Genomic DNA, 15,757 nt, shown 5'->3' with positions numbered 1-15,757 from the left:
CCGCCCACAGCAGCCGTTAGGTTCAAGTGCAGCGTTCGGTACATCGAACTTATAGGGAAACTTCGCAGTGCAGAGGGCAGCTCCATTTAGCAACCCAAATACCTGAATTGGCTAAGAGCGTGCTTCCTTTCATCGTCCGTCGTGGGAAAGTGGCACCTCCTTGCTTAAATAGCTGACCACGGTGCGCAGACGTCAGAAGCAATGGCGGGGAAAATTCACAGATGTATTCCTGAGTGCTTAGTAAAACTGAGCATTGTCGGGCAAGGTAGGACTTAGCCCAGCGTGATTGATATAGATCAAATCAATTGAGATAAATCCCCTATATTCTAAAAATGGAATATATAGGAGTGAAGCAGATGATATTAAATTGGAAGGTTGGGGGGATGTTGCTCGGGTTGGTGTTTTTCGCCGCCGTGTTGCTCGTCAAGCCCATTGGTGTGTCAACGCAGTTTGTTATTCTTGACGCGATCGTTGCAGATGTAGTGAGTTCTGATTTCATCACCCAGACAGATGAAGGCTATACCTCCACCAACGCATATATGGCGAAATCGAATGGTAAATATGCAAAGAGCGCTGCCAACCCCTTAAATTACAGCTTTGTCTTCGTCCTTGCCATGGCCGCTGGGGCCTTCTTATCGGCGCGGCTGCGCGGCGGGGTCGACTTGGTTGAGCGGACGGCCCCGGCGATCTGGCGTGAGAATTATGGAGATACGCCGATGAAGCGCTATGCTGTTGCCTTTCTTGGTGGGATTGTGGTGCTTTATGGTGCGCGCCTTGCTGGTGGCTGCACCTCGGGTCACATGATGTCGGGCATGATGCAGACCGCGCTGTCGGGTTATATCTTTGCAGCAGGCGCTTTTGCTGCCGCCATTCCCACTGCAATGTTAATTTATAAAAAGGGTTAAGCTATGACATCCATTGTTCTTGCTCTTGTGATAGGTGCGGCGTTCGGTGCCGTATTGGACAGGATTGGCGCGACGAACCCGAACTGGATCGGTGGGATGTTGACGCTGCGGCGGTTACATCTGATGAAAACGATCCTGCTGGCGATCGGTGTTGGATCTATACTAATGTTCGGTGGCCAGATACTGGGGCTGGTAGACGTGGGCCATATGTCAGTGAAAGCGGCCTACATCGGCGTATTTGTCGGCGGGCTGATGCTGGGTGTCGGCTGGGCAGCTTCTGGATATTGCCCGGGCACGGGTGTCTGCGCGGCGGCAACAGGCCGAAAGGATGCGTTGTTCTTCATTGCTGGCGGACTGTTGGGCGCAGCAGCCTACATGGCTACATATCCGCTTTGGAAAGCCTCTGGTCTGCTCGACGATTTGGCAGGTGGTAAAGTCACGCTTGGGACGGTGCCGGGGTCGCCTTACGCTGGTCTGATGAACATCTCCGGTGATGTGCTTGGGATAGTGATCGGTGCGGTCTTCGTGCTGGTGGCATTTGTACTACCTGACACAATTGTGGGCGGGAACAAGAGAGTGGAAGCTCCTGCAAAGTAGTCATTTCTCAGGCAAACGCCCCAAAAAATGCTTTTGCGCAGGATCATGGGTGCCTATGGCTTGATCGGAACCATCGATGATGCGCCTAATTGCATCTTTGGTTCAGGATGTATGATATGGGCCGTTCGTGTAGGTCGGCACAGGGCGGATTGCGGACATTCGCTGCGCTCCGCACCAACGGCAGCTATGTGCAGATAGTGTACTTTGCAAAGTCGAACGAACAGCACAAACCTACCCGTGGTGACGATCTCAAATGCTGCGATTCTGTTCGTCATTGCAGACATTGGTGCGTTGCCGCAGCATTATTGAGGCGTTAAGGTCGGCTGGCGCAGCTATCATACGGTATTAGGTGCCTTTAAATATGGTAATCGCTCAAAATTGTGATGCTATATCTTCAGTTTCAGCTATACGATGAGCTTGGATGCTGTTCTCAGAATTCACCGTTGGCAACGCCAAATGATCCTAGAGTAGAGTTGCAGAACAGGCACGCGCAACCGGTTCTAATAAGCTGGCGAACAAGGCATATTCGAAAGAATTTGGGCAAGGGCTTTACACAGCCTTAAGTGGCGTGCATCAGCGGATAAAGTTTTTGGAAAGTTCACACCTTTCCCTAATTCATCTTGTACTGGCAGTCCACAGAGCCAAAATTCGATAAAATATATATTTAGTTAGGCTACGAATGAAGCACGTTAAAATTTTTGGTGAATTTCTAGCTGAATCAGTCAACTTAAATGCGACTCGTATCGGCCAACTTGAAACCCGTGTTGAAGTAATCAAAACCTTTCTAAAGGAATCTGTCTGGGATCCAAAGATTTCAACTTTTATTGAACAGGGGTCTTGGGCTCATGACACTATCATTCGCCCAGTAGATGGCGGTGAATTCGACGCGGATCTTCTTGTTAAGGTAAAATCTGTCGACGGTTGGAGTGCAGCACAGTATGTAAAAGAACTTGGTCGAATTTTCCAAAACAGTGGTCGATACGGAGACAAAACACAGGTCTATGATTATTGTGTTACAATAACCTACGCTGATGACTGCAAGATTGATATCGCTCCATTGGTGATGGATCGAAAATTTCAAGGTACTCTTGAAGTTTGCGATAGGCGAAGCGACAGTTTTAACGAATCTCAACCCATCGAATACACTCGTTGGATAAGAGAGAAAAATGGTTACTCAGGCAACAATTCTTTCCGCAAGGCAACGCGACTAATTAAGTACATTCGAGATATCAAGAAGCGTTTTAGCTGCCCGTCTATTTTGCTTACAACACTCATCGGCCATCGCATTGAATGGTTTGATAAGGATTCACCAGCCTTTGCAGACACGCCTAGTGCATTGCAAACTATCATGGGAAGACTGGACGATTGGTTGCAGGCTAGGCCGGACAGACCAATTGTCGAGAACCCATCGCTAACATCAGAGGACTTCGCCGAACTTTGGAACGATACTCAGTACGCCAACTTTAGAAAATTCGTAAACAAGTACCGGAAGTGGATTGATGAGGCGATTGTTGCTGATACTCGCTCCGATAGTATCGAAAAATGGCGACGAGTGTTTGGAGACGAGTTCGCCAAAGGTGAAAACGTTAAGAAGGCCGAAGCCACGGGCGCGCTACATGTTCTCACACTTCTGAAGGATAGCGCCGCACATCTCGATAGCTTAGTTGAGGCGGTTGTCGATTTTGGCATTACAATCTTACCAGAAAAATTTAGGAGCCCCTCCCACCTTCAAGTGCCCCAGTGGCAGCCTGTTGAAAACGTCTCTCGAAACGTTCAAGTCTTTGCGGAATACCGCGCGTCCAAAGCTTCTGGAAAGAATAACCGGGTCAACTCGGGCGAGGTCTTGCCTCCTCGTGGTGGCTTATTGTTCGATGTAAAAATTAACAAATTTCAAGCAGTTCCCGGAGACTATTACGTGCGCTGGCGCATAACGAACACAGGAGCCGTGGCCATCGCACTAAAAAAGGGAAGAGGTGGATTTGAAAGTCCAAATGAGGGAAATCGTCGTTGGGAAAGTCTCGAATACAGAGGCGTACATATGGCAGAAGCATTTATTATCCGAAGGAGCGACAATCGGTTGGCTGGCTATAGCGAACCGTTTTATGTTGTCGTCAAGTAGCTTGTGAAAGAGCAAATTACCCAGTTTCAGAGAAAAATTCGAGCTGAAGCATAATCGCTCTAACAATAGAATTCAGCAATGATCATAGTTTTCCTGGTTTTTTCCAATTTTTAAGAGTGAGCACCATCGTAGTTAATCCAAATGCGTTTGCAGATTAACTGCTCATGCGCTGCCCTCTTTGTCTGGGTTTCTAACGATGTCTAGAATTAGTTCGTTGATGCTCGAGGCGTTTGCAAAGGAAGAGAACCGCCTGACAGTCGCATTCTGGATTATACTTCGATGGCCTATGGCGCTTGCCCAGACCAACCAATCAGACCGACCGGATGTAAGGTGATCTCGCCGCCACTCCATCAGTCCCGGGTCTTGTATATCGATTTCTAGCAATTTTGCTTTAGATAGATCAGTCGCGTTTTTATGATTATAGATATTCTGTGATATCTCAGCTATCCCCCAACCTTCCACAATAAGGTTATCTGCTACATCTGAAAGAATTTGAGATAGCCAGAACAACTGATACTCTTGGATACTGGGGTCTCTAGATACTTCGGTTACAAGTTTATGAACGACCTCAATGTCGTTTAGAGTATCGCAAAACGACCAGATGCCTTTGGCGAGATGGGGGTACTGTATAGTGAGCCTTGTAAGGTGTTTCTTGACGCTCTCAGGTTGTGTCCTTGATACACTAAGAACAAGTTCAGCGTCATCTTCTGACAAGTCATTACTGTTAAGAAGTTTTTGAATATATTCGAGCTCATCTGCCTCCAACTCGATGCCGCCATGCGCATCATCGAAGTCCTCAGCGTATGCTAGTTGTATTGCGTTACGGCGTTTTGCCAGTAGGCGTGCTCTAACTTCAAGAATATCTTCGTTTTCGTTTTTTGTGTCTAAATTGCGGAAGAACGTTTTACTCGGATTTACAGAGAGCCCTCTTGCTCCAATTATTTTTTGGAACAAAAAGAAATCTTCAATCAAATCGCTTTCGCTATCCGAAAATAATACAAAATCATCCATAAATCTTATGATCTTGGTAGCTTTTAAACTTGAATTTTCTTCAGAAAATCGAAGAAAATCATTGCCCATCACTTTTGCAGGGTAAATTCCTTGTGGCCAACAATCCGAACTTCTTCCTGAATTGCTTTGCTCAAGAAATGTGTCTAAAGCTCGTAGGTCATCAGAGTTCATACCAATGATATGAAGCCATTCAACAATATCATCATGTCGAATTGAATTGAAGTATGAAGCGACATCAAATGAAAGGCTGTGCTTATACTGCCTTTCGTAATCTGAATTGGCGCTTCTAAAAGCTCCATATGTTTCTGTTGCGGAAGTCGGGATATCATCTTCATCAAACCGGTAGCCGTAGTGCTCGCGATTATCTAATTTGGGTTCCAAAAAAAGTGCCCGATTTCGATAAATTAGGTCATACAAAAAATACTCTGCGGAAGGATCAAGTTTTGTCGTTCTTCTCAGATGACGTTTTGGCTTTGAAGCATAGGCTCTTACCTGCGGTAAGAAGTCGAAGTTTTGCTTACCTTCAACGCATTTTTTCGAGTGCTCGAGCAAACGAGAACCACCAAAATCGACTAAGAACTTGGTAGTTGCCATCGGAAAAAGAGAGCTGCGGTAATCGTACCTAAAAAAATCTGCACTTGTTTTCATACTAGTCTCGATTTTCAGGTTTCTGGGTTCTTGAGCCAATGAATTTTATCGGTTGTTCGATTTTCTGACACATCGGATGCTGAAGAAGCATCGAAAATCGGTTTGTCAAAAGTAGAACATCCTATAATTTAGTTTTACTAAAAATTGAAATCCAAGGTTTTATAAGTTCAAAATTTGCGGAAAGAGCCAAACCAAAAAATGAAAAAACGCATATAAGAATCCATAATCGCGCACTTTTTTTCAGAAAAATATCCGAGGCGAATGCCCAAATGCCACTTGTAAGCCCGACAACAAAAAACAATTGAGCCAGTTGCATGTACCACGGAATCGGGCCGTCCAAGCCTCCGCCAAGAAAGATAGGTGCTTGAGAACCAAGAAATATGTTCATGCCCCCAGCTCCAACGATCAGGGACAAGGGAACGCCAATAGACAGAAGATTGTTGAGCTTTTCAGAGCTTCTTTGGGACTTTTGTTCAAGTCTCATTGTCAAAAATTCAGTGGCTACGTTCAGTTCTTGCTCAACTTCATGAAACATCTCGGTAATCCCGAAATTGCTGTACAGCTTTTCAAACATTTCGCGAGGTTGTAGTTGAGAGGAAATGTTACTGAAGTGATGTAAATGTGTGAAGTCTAAAAAGTCCTGTCGAATTTTATATAAACCGCTTGCGAACAGCTCGTATCGCTGATCATCATCGGTTTCGTCACCTGTTTCTCGCGATTGTCGGTCTTCTTGAACTAGTGCAGTAAGTTGCTGCGAGAACTGAAGCAAACGGAAATATTCGAAGACGCACAAAAATTGCATGTGACGATAATATTGGGACAAATGCCCCAACAATGGATCCTCGTTTGCGATGAAGTCTGCGGTAAAAGCTCCGCTGCCAACCGCACAAAGATGATGTTGGGACAATAAAAACTGGGTAGTATTGCCGGTCTGTGTGTCCGGGTCTCGGGTATGACGATCGTAAAAGTAATCCTCTTTCATCTTGTCCAAGAACGGTTTCTGATAGCAGTACCCATCACCGTCATCATCGACTTCCGCCAAGCGAAACAAGTCCGAAGGTTTGAGGCTTTCAATGGTGGGAACACTTCCTGTATCAAGCCCGTCGCCAATTACGACACAGCTCGATATATAGGAACGTTCATCGCCAAACGGCTTCGATTGTTTACCGTCTAATGTGAATGGAGCGACGAGTTCAGCGACCCAAGGCATTAATGGCATCTCTCCATTTGAGTGTTTCTTGCGAACCTCAGCGCCGTTGGGCGAAACGCCATGACCGAGGATACCTGAAAATGAGTCGCCAGGCATCGTACCTCGCTTGTCTGAGGTACCGCTAGCGTCCTTAAACCAAGTTGGGAATGCCCGACGGCTTCGATTCAATATCTGTTGTGAGGCGGCGAGCGTAAGGGCAGTGAATGTTTTGGGAGGTGTCAACGCCTGGTTTAAATCAGTTACAATTTCGGTGCTCATGCCGTCGTATTTTACGCCGACTATGAGAATCGCGATGCCTGGGTCTTTCTCGCTCGTTGTCTTCGACGGAAGCAAATGCCTCAGTTCCACCTCAAATACCTTGCCTTTGTACCATTTTCTTTGCCTAGGCGTTTCGCCGCCTAGTTGCTTCTCAACCTCCTGATGATCGGGGGTGCTAATTTCTTTGTCGATTTTTGTAGATTCTAGAAAATGATCAACGTAGGCATAAACTGCATTTCCGACTATCGGTCGTTTTGGTGTTAACCGATCAAATAGTGGCGCACGTTTTTCATCCGACGGGTTCACCCAAAGCGCCCGGGTGACATAAGGATGAAAATAATTAGTTTGCTGGAAGCTTGCTAGGGCTTGCTCACTTTTCCACTCGTTTCTTAGATCAACATCTTCAAGAACAGCAAACGGAAAATGGTACCAGATCACAAGTGATTTCACGTCAATCTCACTAGCGTTCTGTACAGGAGAAGGGGATGAATTTGTTTTATTGTTCATGATCAGTTCGCTGTTTGGATCCAGAAAAGACGTTAGCCAAATTGTTAACGATGAAAGCAACTGAAGTCGACCTGTCCGTCGTCAGAGCTTTTGGGTCCAGAGTGAATAGCCCCTAGTTCCCTAAGGGGCTATTCAAAGCGATCGTTCGTCCACTATGCAGCATCAGTCAGAATGGGCTCACTTCCGCCATTCGCTGCGGTGTGGATAAAGGTCGGCTATGGGCTGGGGGCTGCCATTAGACGCGATTCACACTAACGGCGGCTTTGGGCCGTCCTTGTTCGTGGCCGGCAACTAGTTCCGCAAACATGCTGCAATCGATCTAATGGCAGCTAGGAGCCCTCTTTGACCGATGCTGCGCGGTGATCGAATGTCTCCCTTATGAGAACCCATAGCTATTTTTTTCTTACAGACACATCCCAAAGAACCGCACTTGTGATGACAATCAACCCGGCTGCGGTAGCGCATGACCACTGATACTTCGATGAGAACCCTTCAAAGAAAAACGTCAATACAGGAAGCGCTGCCATGGTCACCATCACAGTATATGGGTCGCACCGGCTTATTCCGACCTGAAGAAGATATAGAGGTACGAGAACGCTGATAGATGTAACTAGCAGCAGCAAAAGGGACAGTTGGACTGACCACTGAATGCTCGGCATATCTGAGAACCAGACCAAGCCCAGAGAGACGGCTACAATGACATAGAAACGATGGGCCAGAACTGCACCAAATTTCCAGCCACACCTAAGAAGGGATTTGGACGCAATTGTGATCAAAACCGCACCAATTCCCGCCGCAAAACTTGCCAAAAGCCCAATAAGTGCAGCGTTGTTGCTAGCCTGAAACCCAGTGCCTGAGAAGGCCGATACACCCAAGACAAGGCAACCGGCCATGATGATGCCGCACACCAGAATGCTTTGCCCTGTCGGAGCCTTTCGATGTAAAAGAAACGAAATCACCACAGCCGCTATGGGTCCAACGGAAATTTCGACTGCTCCAACTATGGCTGGCTGAATGAGCTTCAAGGCGAGAAAAAGAGATAGAAATGTGATGGCTGTCGCAACATTCAGGAACAGCAATGTTCCCCATTTTGCTACGCCGATCCCTCCCTTCGACGTAGACAGAAAGAATAAGGCTGTCAGGGTAAAACTGATGCAAACAAACAAAGTTGCCGGGAAGTTTTCAAGCCATGTGCCATAGAGAACCTTCCCCATGGCCTGAAGGGTAATCGCAGCGATAATGACAGGTCTTGCCGAGAAATCGTTTGTATCAATCAAGCTTGAAAATCGCTGCGTTGGTCACTTGTTTCAAATTCGTTGGAGACACACTGAAAACTGCGTTTGGCGCACCCGCCGCCGCCCAAACAGTGCCGTGATCAAGGAGCGCCGCATCGATCCACGTCTCCGTTGGCGACAGGTGGCCGATTGGTGACACACCACCAATGGCAAAACCGGTCTCTGACCGGACCCGCTTTGGATCAGCTCTTATTAATGGCTCACCAAACAGTTCAGGAGCCTTGCCGAGATCAACATCATGTTGACCGCTCACGAGAAGCAGCTTCAGGTTTCCCGTTTCAACACCTTCGAAAATCATCGACTTTACAATTTGCCCAACTGAACAGCCGCAGGCTGCGGCAGCGTCGTCCGCTGTCCTTGTTGATTCCGGCATGCGTTCAACAGAAGCATCCAGTTTCAGATCAGAAATTGCTCTTTCTACACGGCTCACACTCTTCGACATCTGTATCCTCACGAATCAATTGGATACAGATTTATCTATTGTCTACATTCCGTCAAGCTGACTATGCTCTGCGAAGGAGCATTGGCATGAAACAAAAACCTACCAGAGATGGCGAAACAGCGGAGCATATCGCCAGCGTACTTCGTGCGGAAATCATTGCAGGCGACCGCGAACCGGGCGAGGTTTTGTATCAGGAAGAGCTTGCCGACAGATTCCAAACAAGCCGAATGCCCATCAGGGACAGCTTGAAAATTCTTGAACGGGAGGGTCTTGTCGTTGTTCCCGCCAATAAAAGTGCGACGGTTTCACCGCTGGACCCCGCTAGTTTTGTAGAGATTAATGAAATGCGCGCTGTGGCTGAGCCGCTTGCGCTCAAGATTGCCATGCCTGAATTGACGAACAGACAAATCGACCGTGCTATCACCATTCAGGATGAGGCTGAGCGTTCGGATATTGCGGTCTTCGCGGCCTTGAACAGGGATTTCCACATGGCTCTTATACAGCCCTGCGAAAGACCACGCCTACTCGCGCACATCGCGTCGTTAAATGATGCGTCACAACGTTATTTCCACCTTACAGCAGTTGATCTCGACTATTCGACCCAATCCCATGATGAGCATCGCGCACTGATTGCAGCATGCATGGCCAGAAACACGGAAAAAGCGTGTGCTATCCTAGAACGGCATATTCTTTCGGCGAGTGAGAAGATGCGAATTGCGATGCTATCCAAGGCGTAGTCAATTTAGGGCCCACGAACAGGTATGACTACGAAAGCCGACATTGATCCAACGTGCATGAACGGTAGGTTTGTCCGCAGTGCGAACCTTGCCGTGTTAGGCACCAAACGTCTGGAGTGAGCCCATTGTAACGGATGCTGCGGTGCTTGCGAATGTCGGCTTGGCGGAACAGCCAAATGATCAAGCCAAAATTCACATGGGCATTTTCAATTCAAACTGCCCAACCGTTTCTGTGGCTTTCAAATTGGCCATCAAACCACGAAACGCTGCATCAGTGCTGCAAATATTGATCAGCCTTAAAGCGCAGCCTGGCAATTGGTTCTGGATTCCAGCAATTAATGCAGTCGCAATCCCATTGCGTCGAGACTTCGGTCGCACTGCTATTTGATGTATTGTTCCCGTTCCCGGGTGGACCGCTGCAAAGGCAATGACGTCTGGACCATCAAATAATGACAAGCACAACAATTGATTGGAGATCGCATTGAGCGATTGAGTGTCGTTTTGCCACGACGGCTCCCAGTCGAACAGGCCACGCGTCAGCGGGGCAATTCGATCCCAAGGGACCTGCTCGAACTGGAACGGGTTAGAATTAGAGCAGCCCGACGCTGGAAGGCTATAGCAATCAAGTAGCCGTTGTTTCTCCATACCAAGTGACATGTACAGAGCCGCAGCGGTGTCATTGTTGCGCAGAACTTCAGTTTGAAAGGAGCAAACGCTGATCGAGCGCAGATACGCAAGACTGTCATTTGCCAAGGCCCGAGCAATGCCAAGGGATCGATACGAGGGACGAGTTCCGCTGGAAATCAAATAGGCGCGGTCCTCGCGTACAGATGTTAGCCAGATGCCTGCTATCTGACTGTCGCTGATGGCAATGCGGGAACTGGCCAAATCCAAGCCACGCTGCCGCATCATTTCCGCGAACTGCTGTGGGCTGAGCTGCATCGGAATCGCGTAATCAGAGAATGCGTCAAGCATCGCCTTTCGTAACTTATCCTGAGAATAGCCCAATGCGGAAGTGATTTTTGGTACAGTCATAGGGCTCAGTTTCCCGCCTTGAATTTTCGGGCTTTAATTTTCAACAAGACGTTATCGTTTAGTTGAAGCCTGTTCAACAAAGGCGTTTTGGGCATGCATCAAAAACTCTTTAGCTTGTGTCGCCACACATCTTGGGTGCTGCATCGCATCAGCAGTCACTTCTTCCCCGCGTGTAACAGGGGGGCACGGAATAAATAGGACATCCGACCGGCAGGTGTTCAAAAAGGTGGCGTCAATGCGCTGTCGCAAGAGCGTCGTGCGATCCGTTTCCAAGGCGTTGGCCGGCCAACAATCGGTTATGATGACATCCGCGTCCTTCGCTGCGTCAAGGTCGTCGGTCACTGTTATGTTTTGCCTTGTTTCAGCAAGCGTCAGTGCCAAATCTGGAGGGGCAACCTGAACAAGATCGATCGGCAAAACCTCTGCGGCCTCTTCTCATGACTCGGCGATATTGCCCGTGGTCCAACAATGGCCACGCGTAGACCCTCCCACGTGCCGCGTTGCGAAAGAATGTAAGCCAGATCGCCAATGATCTCGCAGGGATGATTTTCATTCGTTCGCAGGTTCAACACCGAGGCGCTGAGTGCGTTGGTAAAATCCGAAAGTCGCTGTAAACGCGGAGTGCGCACGGCCAACAAATCGAACCAGTTATCCATATATCCCGCCAGATCTTCGACGGTTTCAGCTCCTTCAAGGCGGGCTGAAACAGACACACAATTTCCGCCCATGGCCTGAACACCAAGCGCAAGCGCGGTGGGGTTGCGCCATCCGGGCAGTTCGGCGATGATCCCGACCCGAGTGCCGATGAGTGATTGTGGCATCCTTCGTTGTGACCAGAGTTCCGCAAGCGTCATTGCGCGGTGGGCAAGTTTTTCATGCGCATCAGCATCCAGATCGGACACTAACAAAAGATCAGAGGGGAGTGATTTCAGCGTCTTCATATCGAGTGCTTACAATTAATGAACTGCAAAAAAACAGTGGCTAAGCAGACCTTTGTACAGAGCGCAGCGAATTGTCGCTATGTCCGCCCAGCAGACCTTAGTGTTCGTTGCCGCTAACGTCTACTGCGAGCCCTTTGTATCCGTTGCTGCATCTCTCACCAACGGCAGCTATGCGCAGAAAGCGAGCTTTGCAAAGTTTGGCCCGTATCACACTCAGCGGCTTTTCGTGCGAACTGCAGCTAATGGCAGTAGAGAGACCATTTTGCCAATATACTGCACCGCGGCGCATTTTTGTTTGGATGGCTTGCCAAAAACGGTCCAGAACTGGCTGGGTTTTGAACGGGTTCTTTGACGGCCTATAATGAGGTGGTTTGAGGCCGTGCCAAAAACGAGCGTTTTTGACACCTTCGCGCGGTTGGCTCTGCGGGGCATCGCTGCCGTTCAAACTATTGCCGTAATCCAATGCCAAAACACTCCAACGATAGCCAAACTAAGGTAAAAGTGACCATGAGCACCACCAATAAGCACAGTGAAGATATAACAGCGTTTCTCTCAAACCATGCAGGGGTATATCTTTATCGCCCGCGGGTTAGCAGATTCATGTTCTGGTTTGGGACCGTGTTCATTCTCGGATTTTCCATCGGTGTTTATGAGTTACTTTTTGTTGATCAAAACTCAATTTATTCGACGGTAAAACTTTATGTGATGCTAGTGTTTGGACCTTATTGCATATGGTCATTTTTTGTTGTTGCGCGAAAATTCAGAGAAATTAGGATTGACGACGAAGGCATCAGAATTCTGCCTTTTGGACTGCATATTGCACCCCATGAAGTCGAAAAAATACGGCACAGCGAGAACTATACTGGCGCAGGAAGAATTGAGCTAAAACTAAAGTCCCCACATCTGATATATCACGTATTAGCATGGTCTTGGGGTCGAACTTTGACGATTTCTTTTAACAGCCGTTTGCTAACGCTAGCTGCAGCCCCTGTTTAATTTATACCTTGGGTTCGGAGCGAACGTTCAGTGTCTTCCAAAAACTACCGTTTGTTGAAAAGTTCGCTGAACCAGACATCGGTCCTCTTGCGGCTAAGGTCTGAAAGGCCCCGCACACTACCAGTTAGCTGTCGGTTCGATTTTGCACCAGCAGCGAAAGTCCGATCTGACGGGCTGCACCGCAGCGGTGGTATGGTACGGTGAATGTCCGCTAAGGGCTGGAAGCGGTCATCTATCTGATTGAGGCGGACGGCCACTTCGTCCGCAAAGCTGACTTCGGTATAGAGCGCAACAAATGGCCGCAATTTTCGCCAAAGCGGCGAGTGCTTCTGATGTAATCAGCTAAACTGACAGTTAGTGGTTCCGGCGATGATGGGGCGCTTTCAGCGTCGTCGGAACTTCCGCCATACCTTCACCGCACGACAGGCAGATCCTCTATGCGTGTGGTATACCGTGGGCTGCGATGGTCTGCGCGGAGTTGCCAAGATTGCTTTACCCCTTCGCTGGCAACAACCATCGTCTTCTTGCCGAAGCGGTCGTTTACTTTGTCTATCGCCACCATCAAGGCGCGGGATTTCGGTCGCTCCTGTTCGAACAGTGTCCGGGGGCGATCTTCGTATCGCACCAGGTCGTTCAGCAGGATACCGGCTTTGGTGAACCCGAAGGTTTCTGACCGAGCCTTTGGCCACGCAGCAACGGCGCAGCGCCTTGCGGCTTCGACGAGTTCAAAGGTATCTGACGACATAGGTGTCATTCGTGTTGATTTGGACGCGGCATATTGAGGGCGGTCAGGGCGGTGCCGGTTGGTATGGAAGAATACCGTCAGCGTGCCGGCGACCAACCCGTGCTGGCGGAGCTTTTCAGCCCCACGCGACGCATGTGCTGTGATCGCTTGGAACAGCGTATCAAAGTCCTCCATAGGCGTCCCTGCGGAGCGTGTGACTGCCATTCCTTTACGTTGCGGCTCCACATCCTCGAAGGCGAGGCAGGCCTCTCCTTGCAGCTCCAAAACGATCCTCTCCAATACCACCGTCCCAACCGCGCGCGCTTGCCTGATCGGCATGTTGCGTAGTTCGCCGGCGGTGTGGATGTTGAGGGCTTTGAGCTTTTGCTCCGTCTTTCGGCCGATACCCCAGATGTCACCGACGGGCACCCGTGGTAAAAGCCAATCGGCAAGTGCATCATCCATCAAATCCAGCACGCCAGCGAAAATCGGATTCTTCTTGGCGATATCGTTCGCGCATTTTGCCAGTGTCTTGGTGGGCGCAATACCAATGCGCACGGGGATACCGACACGCCTCAGCACTGCCGAGCGTAACTCGATGGCATGGGCGGTGCGATCCTTGAAGCCCACAAAATCCAGGAAACATTCGTCGATAGAGTAGATATCCACGTTCGGTGTAAAGTCTTCGTAAACCTCGACAACCCGCCGGGAGATATCGCCATAAAGCGTGTAATTGGAACTGAACACGCGCACGCCATGTGTTTCGATTTTGTCTCGGATGTGGTGCAGCGGTTGGCCCATCTTGATCCCAAGGGCCTTTGCCTCGTCGCTGCGTGCAATTGCGCAGCCATCATTGTTTGAAAGAACAATGACCGGCACATTCTTGAGAGTCTGGTCAAATATGCGCTCGGCGCTGACGTAGAAGTTGGCGCTGTCGCTGATCGCTATGGGGCGCTTCATGCCAGATCGTAGCGTCGCACGACCCCGGCTATCACCCCCCAGATCTCGCTGTCTTCGGTCAACTCAATATCAGGAAACTGTTCTTGGCTGTTGGCGGGCGCAAGGTAATAGCGATCGCCACGCTTTCTGAGGATCTTTGCGGTCACGGCACCATCGACCACAGCCAACACCGCACGACCAACGCGCCGCTTTCCAGCGCGATCCACTGCGATGATGTCGCCATCGCGGATCCCTGCATCCCACAGACAATCGCCCTCAACACGCCACCAGAACGTGGAGGCGGGATGGCGAACAACCCAGGCCATCGGATCAATCTCGTCTTCCAGATCATCCCCCGCTGGCGATGGAAATCCCGCGCTGGCAGGGGTGCTCACGAGGTGCACAGGGTGCGTGGCTGCAAGGGTTGGTTGATCGATAGGGTGCAGGGGCATGAGAATCCTAAGTGTTCGCTATTTGTTCTCAATCTGCTATTTGCCGATCACATGTCAAGTTTGATCGGCCCGTTCCCGCTACGTCAAAGTCCACCTCGGTCAGATTTCAAATCCTCACCGCTTTGGTGGATTACCATTTTCTCCGCCGGGAAGGGGCGAATGAGTTTGAAAGCGTCCTCCGGGGTGCCCGTCAGCCATGTGTCATACTCCTCAGGGCGCAGGATTGCCGGCATTCTGTCAGGATGGGTGTCCTTGACCAGATCGTTTGGCACGGTGGTAATCATCGATGAAGTGGTCAGCTCACGATGCTCCGTCCCGTACGCTCCTGAGAAGGCCCGCCAAATTCCGGCCAGTGCGAACGCAGGACGGTCTCCATCGCCCTTCACGCCAAACCAGACGTAGGTCGCAGGTGCGCGCCCCTTCGCCTCGCAAAAGCTTGATGCGGGGATCAGGCAGCGTCGCTCGATAAAGCTACTCTTCCAGAACGGGGAACTACGCAGCTTGTCGTCACGGGCATTATTAACAGCTTTGGGTTGGATCGGCTTGCCGGTCTTCTTGGATACCTGAGGCAAGACAAAGCCCCAATGTGTGTTCCAAAGTGCCCGATCACCGTCTTCATTCAGCGCAACAATGGGGGCAGTGCCTTTGGGAAAGATCGCAGTCAGAGGTTCAGCGTTGCCGAGTTGGTCATTCTGGCCCTCGACCCCAAAGAGCTGCTGCATCAGCGTAGAGGGCAGGGTGTTCGAGTAGAGGTTACACATGTCACGGCTCCCAGCGGTGGTACGCAACAAGTATCTGTCAATTCAACTCGGGCTTAAAGTGGTGGAGTGATCGTATGTTATGCTGGTGAGCGCAGCTCTGAAAGCGACAGGGCGTGATAATAGGGTCGTTCATATCGGTAGAGGCGGGCGGAAACCGGTCTTTCGCCGCGCGAAAAGGAC

General features: G+C 49.6%; 16 protein-coding genes. 6 read left to right on the top strand and 10 right to left on the bottom strand.

Annotated features, from left to right (window positions below; translation table 11 throughout):
* The first annotated feature begins 356 nt into the window (after positions 1 to 356).
* The 3 genes from AADJ11_RS16005 (at position 357) to AADJ11_RS15995 (ending at position 3,621) form a co-directional block, all read left to right on the top strand.
* Positions 357 to 905 (top strand): YeeE/YedE thiosulfate transporter family protein, encoded by a 549-nt coding sequence (locus tag AADJ11_RS16005; protein WP_341235531.1) that lies wholly within the window; start codon positions 357 to 359, stop codon positions 903 to 905.
* Positions 906 to 908: 3 nt separating this feature from the next.
* Complete coding sequence (locus AADJ11_RS16000; protein WP_341235513.1) at positions 909 to 1,502, top strand: YeeE/YedE thiosulfate transporter family protein; 594 nt, start codon at positions 909 to 911, stop codon at positions 1,500 to 1,502.
* A 679-nt stretch (positions 1,503 to 2,181) separates the two neighbouring features.
* The gene (locus AADJ11_RS15995) at positions 2,182 to 3,621 is read left to right on the top strand and encodes a cyclic GMP-AMP synthase DncV-like nucleotidyltransferase (protein WP_341235512.1); all 1,440 of its coding nucleotides are present in this window, start codon (positions 2,182 to 2,184) and stop codon (positions 3,619 to 3,621) included.
* A 162-nt stretch (positions 3,622 to 3,783) separates the two neighbouring features.
* On the opposite strand, the gene AADJ11_RS15990 is transcribed toward AADJ11_RS15995, so the two are convergent.
* The 4 genes from AADJ11_RS15990 to AADJ11_RS15975 all read right to left on the bottom strand — a co-directional run bounded on the left by AADJ11_RS15990 (position 3,784) and on the right by AADJ11_RS15975 (position 8,992).
* Positions 3,784 to 5,280 carry a reverse transcriptase domain-containing protein gene (locus tag AADJ11_RS15990; protein ID WP_341235511.1) on the bottom strand — a complete coding sequence of 499 codons (1,497 nt, stop codon included), beginning with the start codon at positions 5,278 to 5,280 and terminating at the stop codon, positions 3,784 to 3,786.
* A 121-nt stretch (positions 5,281 to 5,401) separates the two neighbouring features.
* Positions 5,402 to 7,255, bottom strand: coding sequence for a hypothetical protein (locus tag AADJ11_RS15985; protein WP_341235510.1), 1,854 nt, complete (start codon positions 7,253 to 7,255; stop codon positions 5,402 to 5,404).
* A gap of 392 nt (positions 7,256 to 7,647) precedes the next feature.
* The gene (locus AADJ11_RS15980; protein ID WP_341235509.1) at positions 7,648 to 8,532 is read right to left on the bottom strand and encodes a hypothetical protein; all 885 of its coding nucleotides are present in this window, start codon (positions 8,530 to 8,532) and stop codon (positions 7,648 to 7,650) included.
* A complete protein-coding gene (locus AADJ11_RS15975) occupies positions 8,525 to 8,992 on the bottom strand; it encodes a YbaK/EbsC family protein (protein WP_341235508.1) in 468 nt (155 codons plus the stop codon). The genes AADJ11_RS15980 and AADJ11_RS15975 overlap by 8 nt, the downstream gene beginning before the upstream one ends.
* A gap of 86 nt (positions 8,993 to 9,078) precedes the next feature.
* Between AADJ11_RS15975 and AADJ11_RS15970 the strand changes: the two genes are divergently transcribed.
* Positions 9,079 to 9,729, top strand: coding sequence for a GntR family transcriptional regulator (locus AADJ11_RS15970; protein ID WP_341235507.1), 651 nt, complete (start codon positions 9,079 to 9,081; stop codon positions 9,727 to 9,729).
* A 192-nt stretch (positions 9,730 to 9,921) separates the two neighbouring features.
* Here the strand turns inward: AADJ11_RS15970 and AADJ11_RS15965 are convergent, their stop codons facing one another.
* The 3 genes from AADJ11_RS15965 to AADJ11_RS15955 are packed head-to-tail and all read right to left on the bottom strand — an operon-like array spanning position 9,922 to position 11,705.
* Positions 9,922 to 10,764 carry a GNAT family N-acetyltransferase gene (locus AADJ11_RS15965; RefSeq protein ID WP_341235506.1) on the bottom strand — a complete coding sequence of 281 codons (843 nt, stop codon included), beginning with the start codon at positions 10,762 to 10,764 and terminating at the stop codon, positions 9,922 to 9,924.
* 51 nt (positions 10,765 to 10,815) lie between these two features.
* Complete coding sequence (locus AADJ11_RS15960; protein WP_341235505.1) at positions 10,816 to 11,145, bottom strand: hypothetical protein; 330 nt, start codon at positions 11,143 to 11,145, stop codon at positions 10,816 to 10,818.
* Positions 11,136 to 11,705, bottom strand: a complete 570-nt coding sequence (locus tag AADJ11_RS15955) for a hypothetical protein (RefSeq protein ID WP_341235504.1) — start codon at positions 11,703 to 11,705, stop codon at positions 11,136 to 11,138. The genes AADJ11_RS15960 and AADJ11_RS15955 overlap by 10 nt, the downstream gene beginning before the upstream one ends.
* Positions 11,706 to 11,784: 79 nt before the next feature.
* Between AADJ11_RS15955 and AADJ11_RS15950 the strand changes: the two genes are divergently transcribed.
* Complete coding sequence (locus AADJ11_RS15950; RefSeq protein WP_341235503.1) at positions 11,785 to 12,057, top strand: hypothetical protein; 273 nt, start codon at positions 11,785 to 11,787, stop codon at positions 12,055 to 12,057.
* A 155-nt stretch (positions 12,058 to 12,212) separates the two neighbouring features.
* A complete protein-coding gene (locus AADJ11_RS15945; protein ID WP_341235502.1) occupies positions 12,213 to 12,701 on the top strand; it encodes a hypothetical protein in 489 nt (162 codons plus the stop codon).
* A gap of 412 nt (positions 12,702 to 13,113) precedes the next feature.
* On the opposite strand, the gene AADJ11_RS15940 is transcribed toward AADJ11_RS15945, so the two are convergent.
* The 3 genes from AADJ11_RS15940 to AADJ11_RS15930 form a co-directional block, all read right to left on the bottom strand.
* Positions 13,114 to 14,385, bottom strand: coding sequence for a Y-family DNA polymerase (locus AADJ11_RS15940; RefSeq protein ID WP_341235501.1), 1,272 nt, complete (start codon positions 14,383 to 14,385; stop codon positions 13,114 to 13,116).
* On the bottom strand, positions 14,382 to 14,816 hold the full coding sequence (locus AADJ11_RS15935; RefSeq protein ID WP_341235500.1) for a S24 family peptidase: 435 nt from the start codon (positions 14,814 to 14,816) through the stop codon (positions 14,382 to 14,384). Before AADJ11_RS15935 ends, AADJ11_RS15940 begins: the two co-directional genes overlap by 4 nt.
* Positions 14,817 to 14,899: 83 nt before the next feature.
* The gene (locus AADJ11_RS15930; protein WP_341235499.1) at positions 14,900 to 15,577 is read right to left on the bottom strand and encodes an SOS response-associated peptidase family protein; all 678 of its coding nucleotides are present in this window, start codon (positions 15,575 to 15,577) and stop codon (positions 14,900 to 14,902) included.
* Positions 15,578 to 15,757 lie beyond the last annotated feature (180 nt).

It is taken from the genome of uncultured Sulfitobacter sp., from assembly GCF_964021855.1.
Taxonomy (GTDB): domain Bacteria; phylum Pseudomonadota; class Alphaproteobacteria; order Rhodobacterales; family Rhodobacteraceae; genus Sulfitobacter.
Note: the sequence above shows the minus strand (reverse complement) of the source record. Positions and strands in the feature narration are given on the sequence as shown.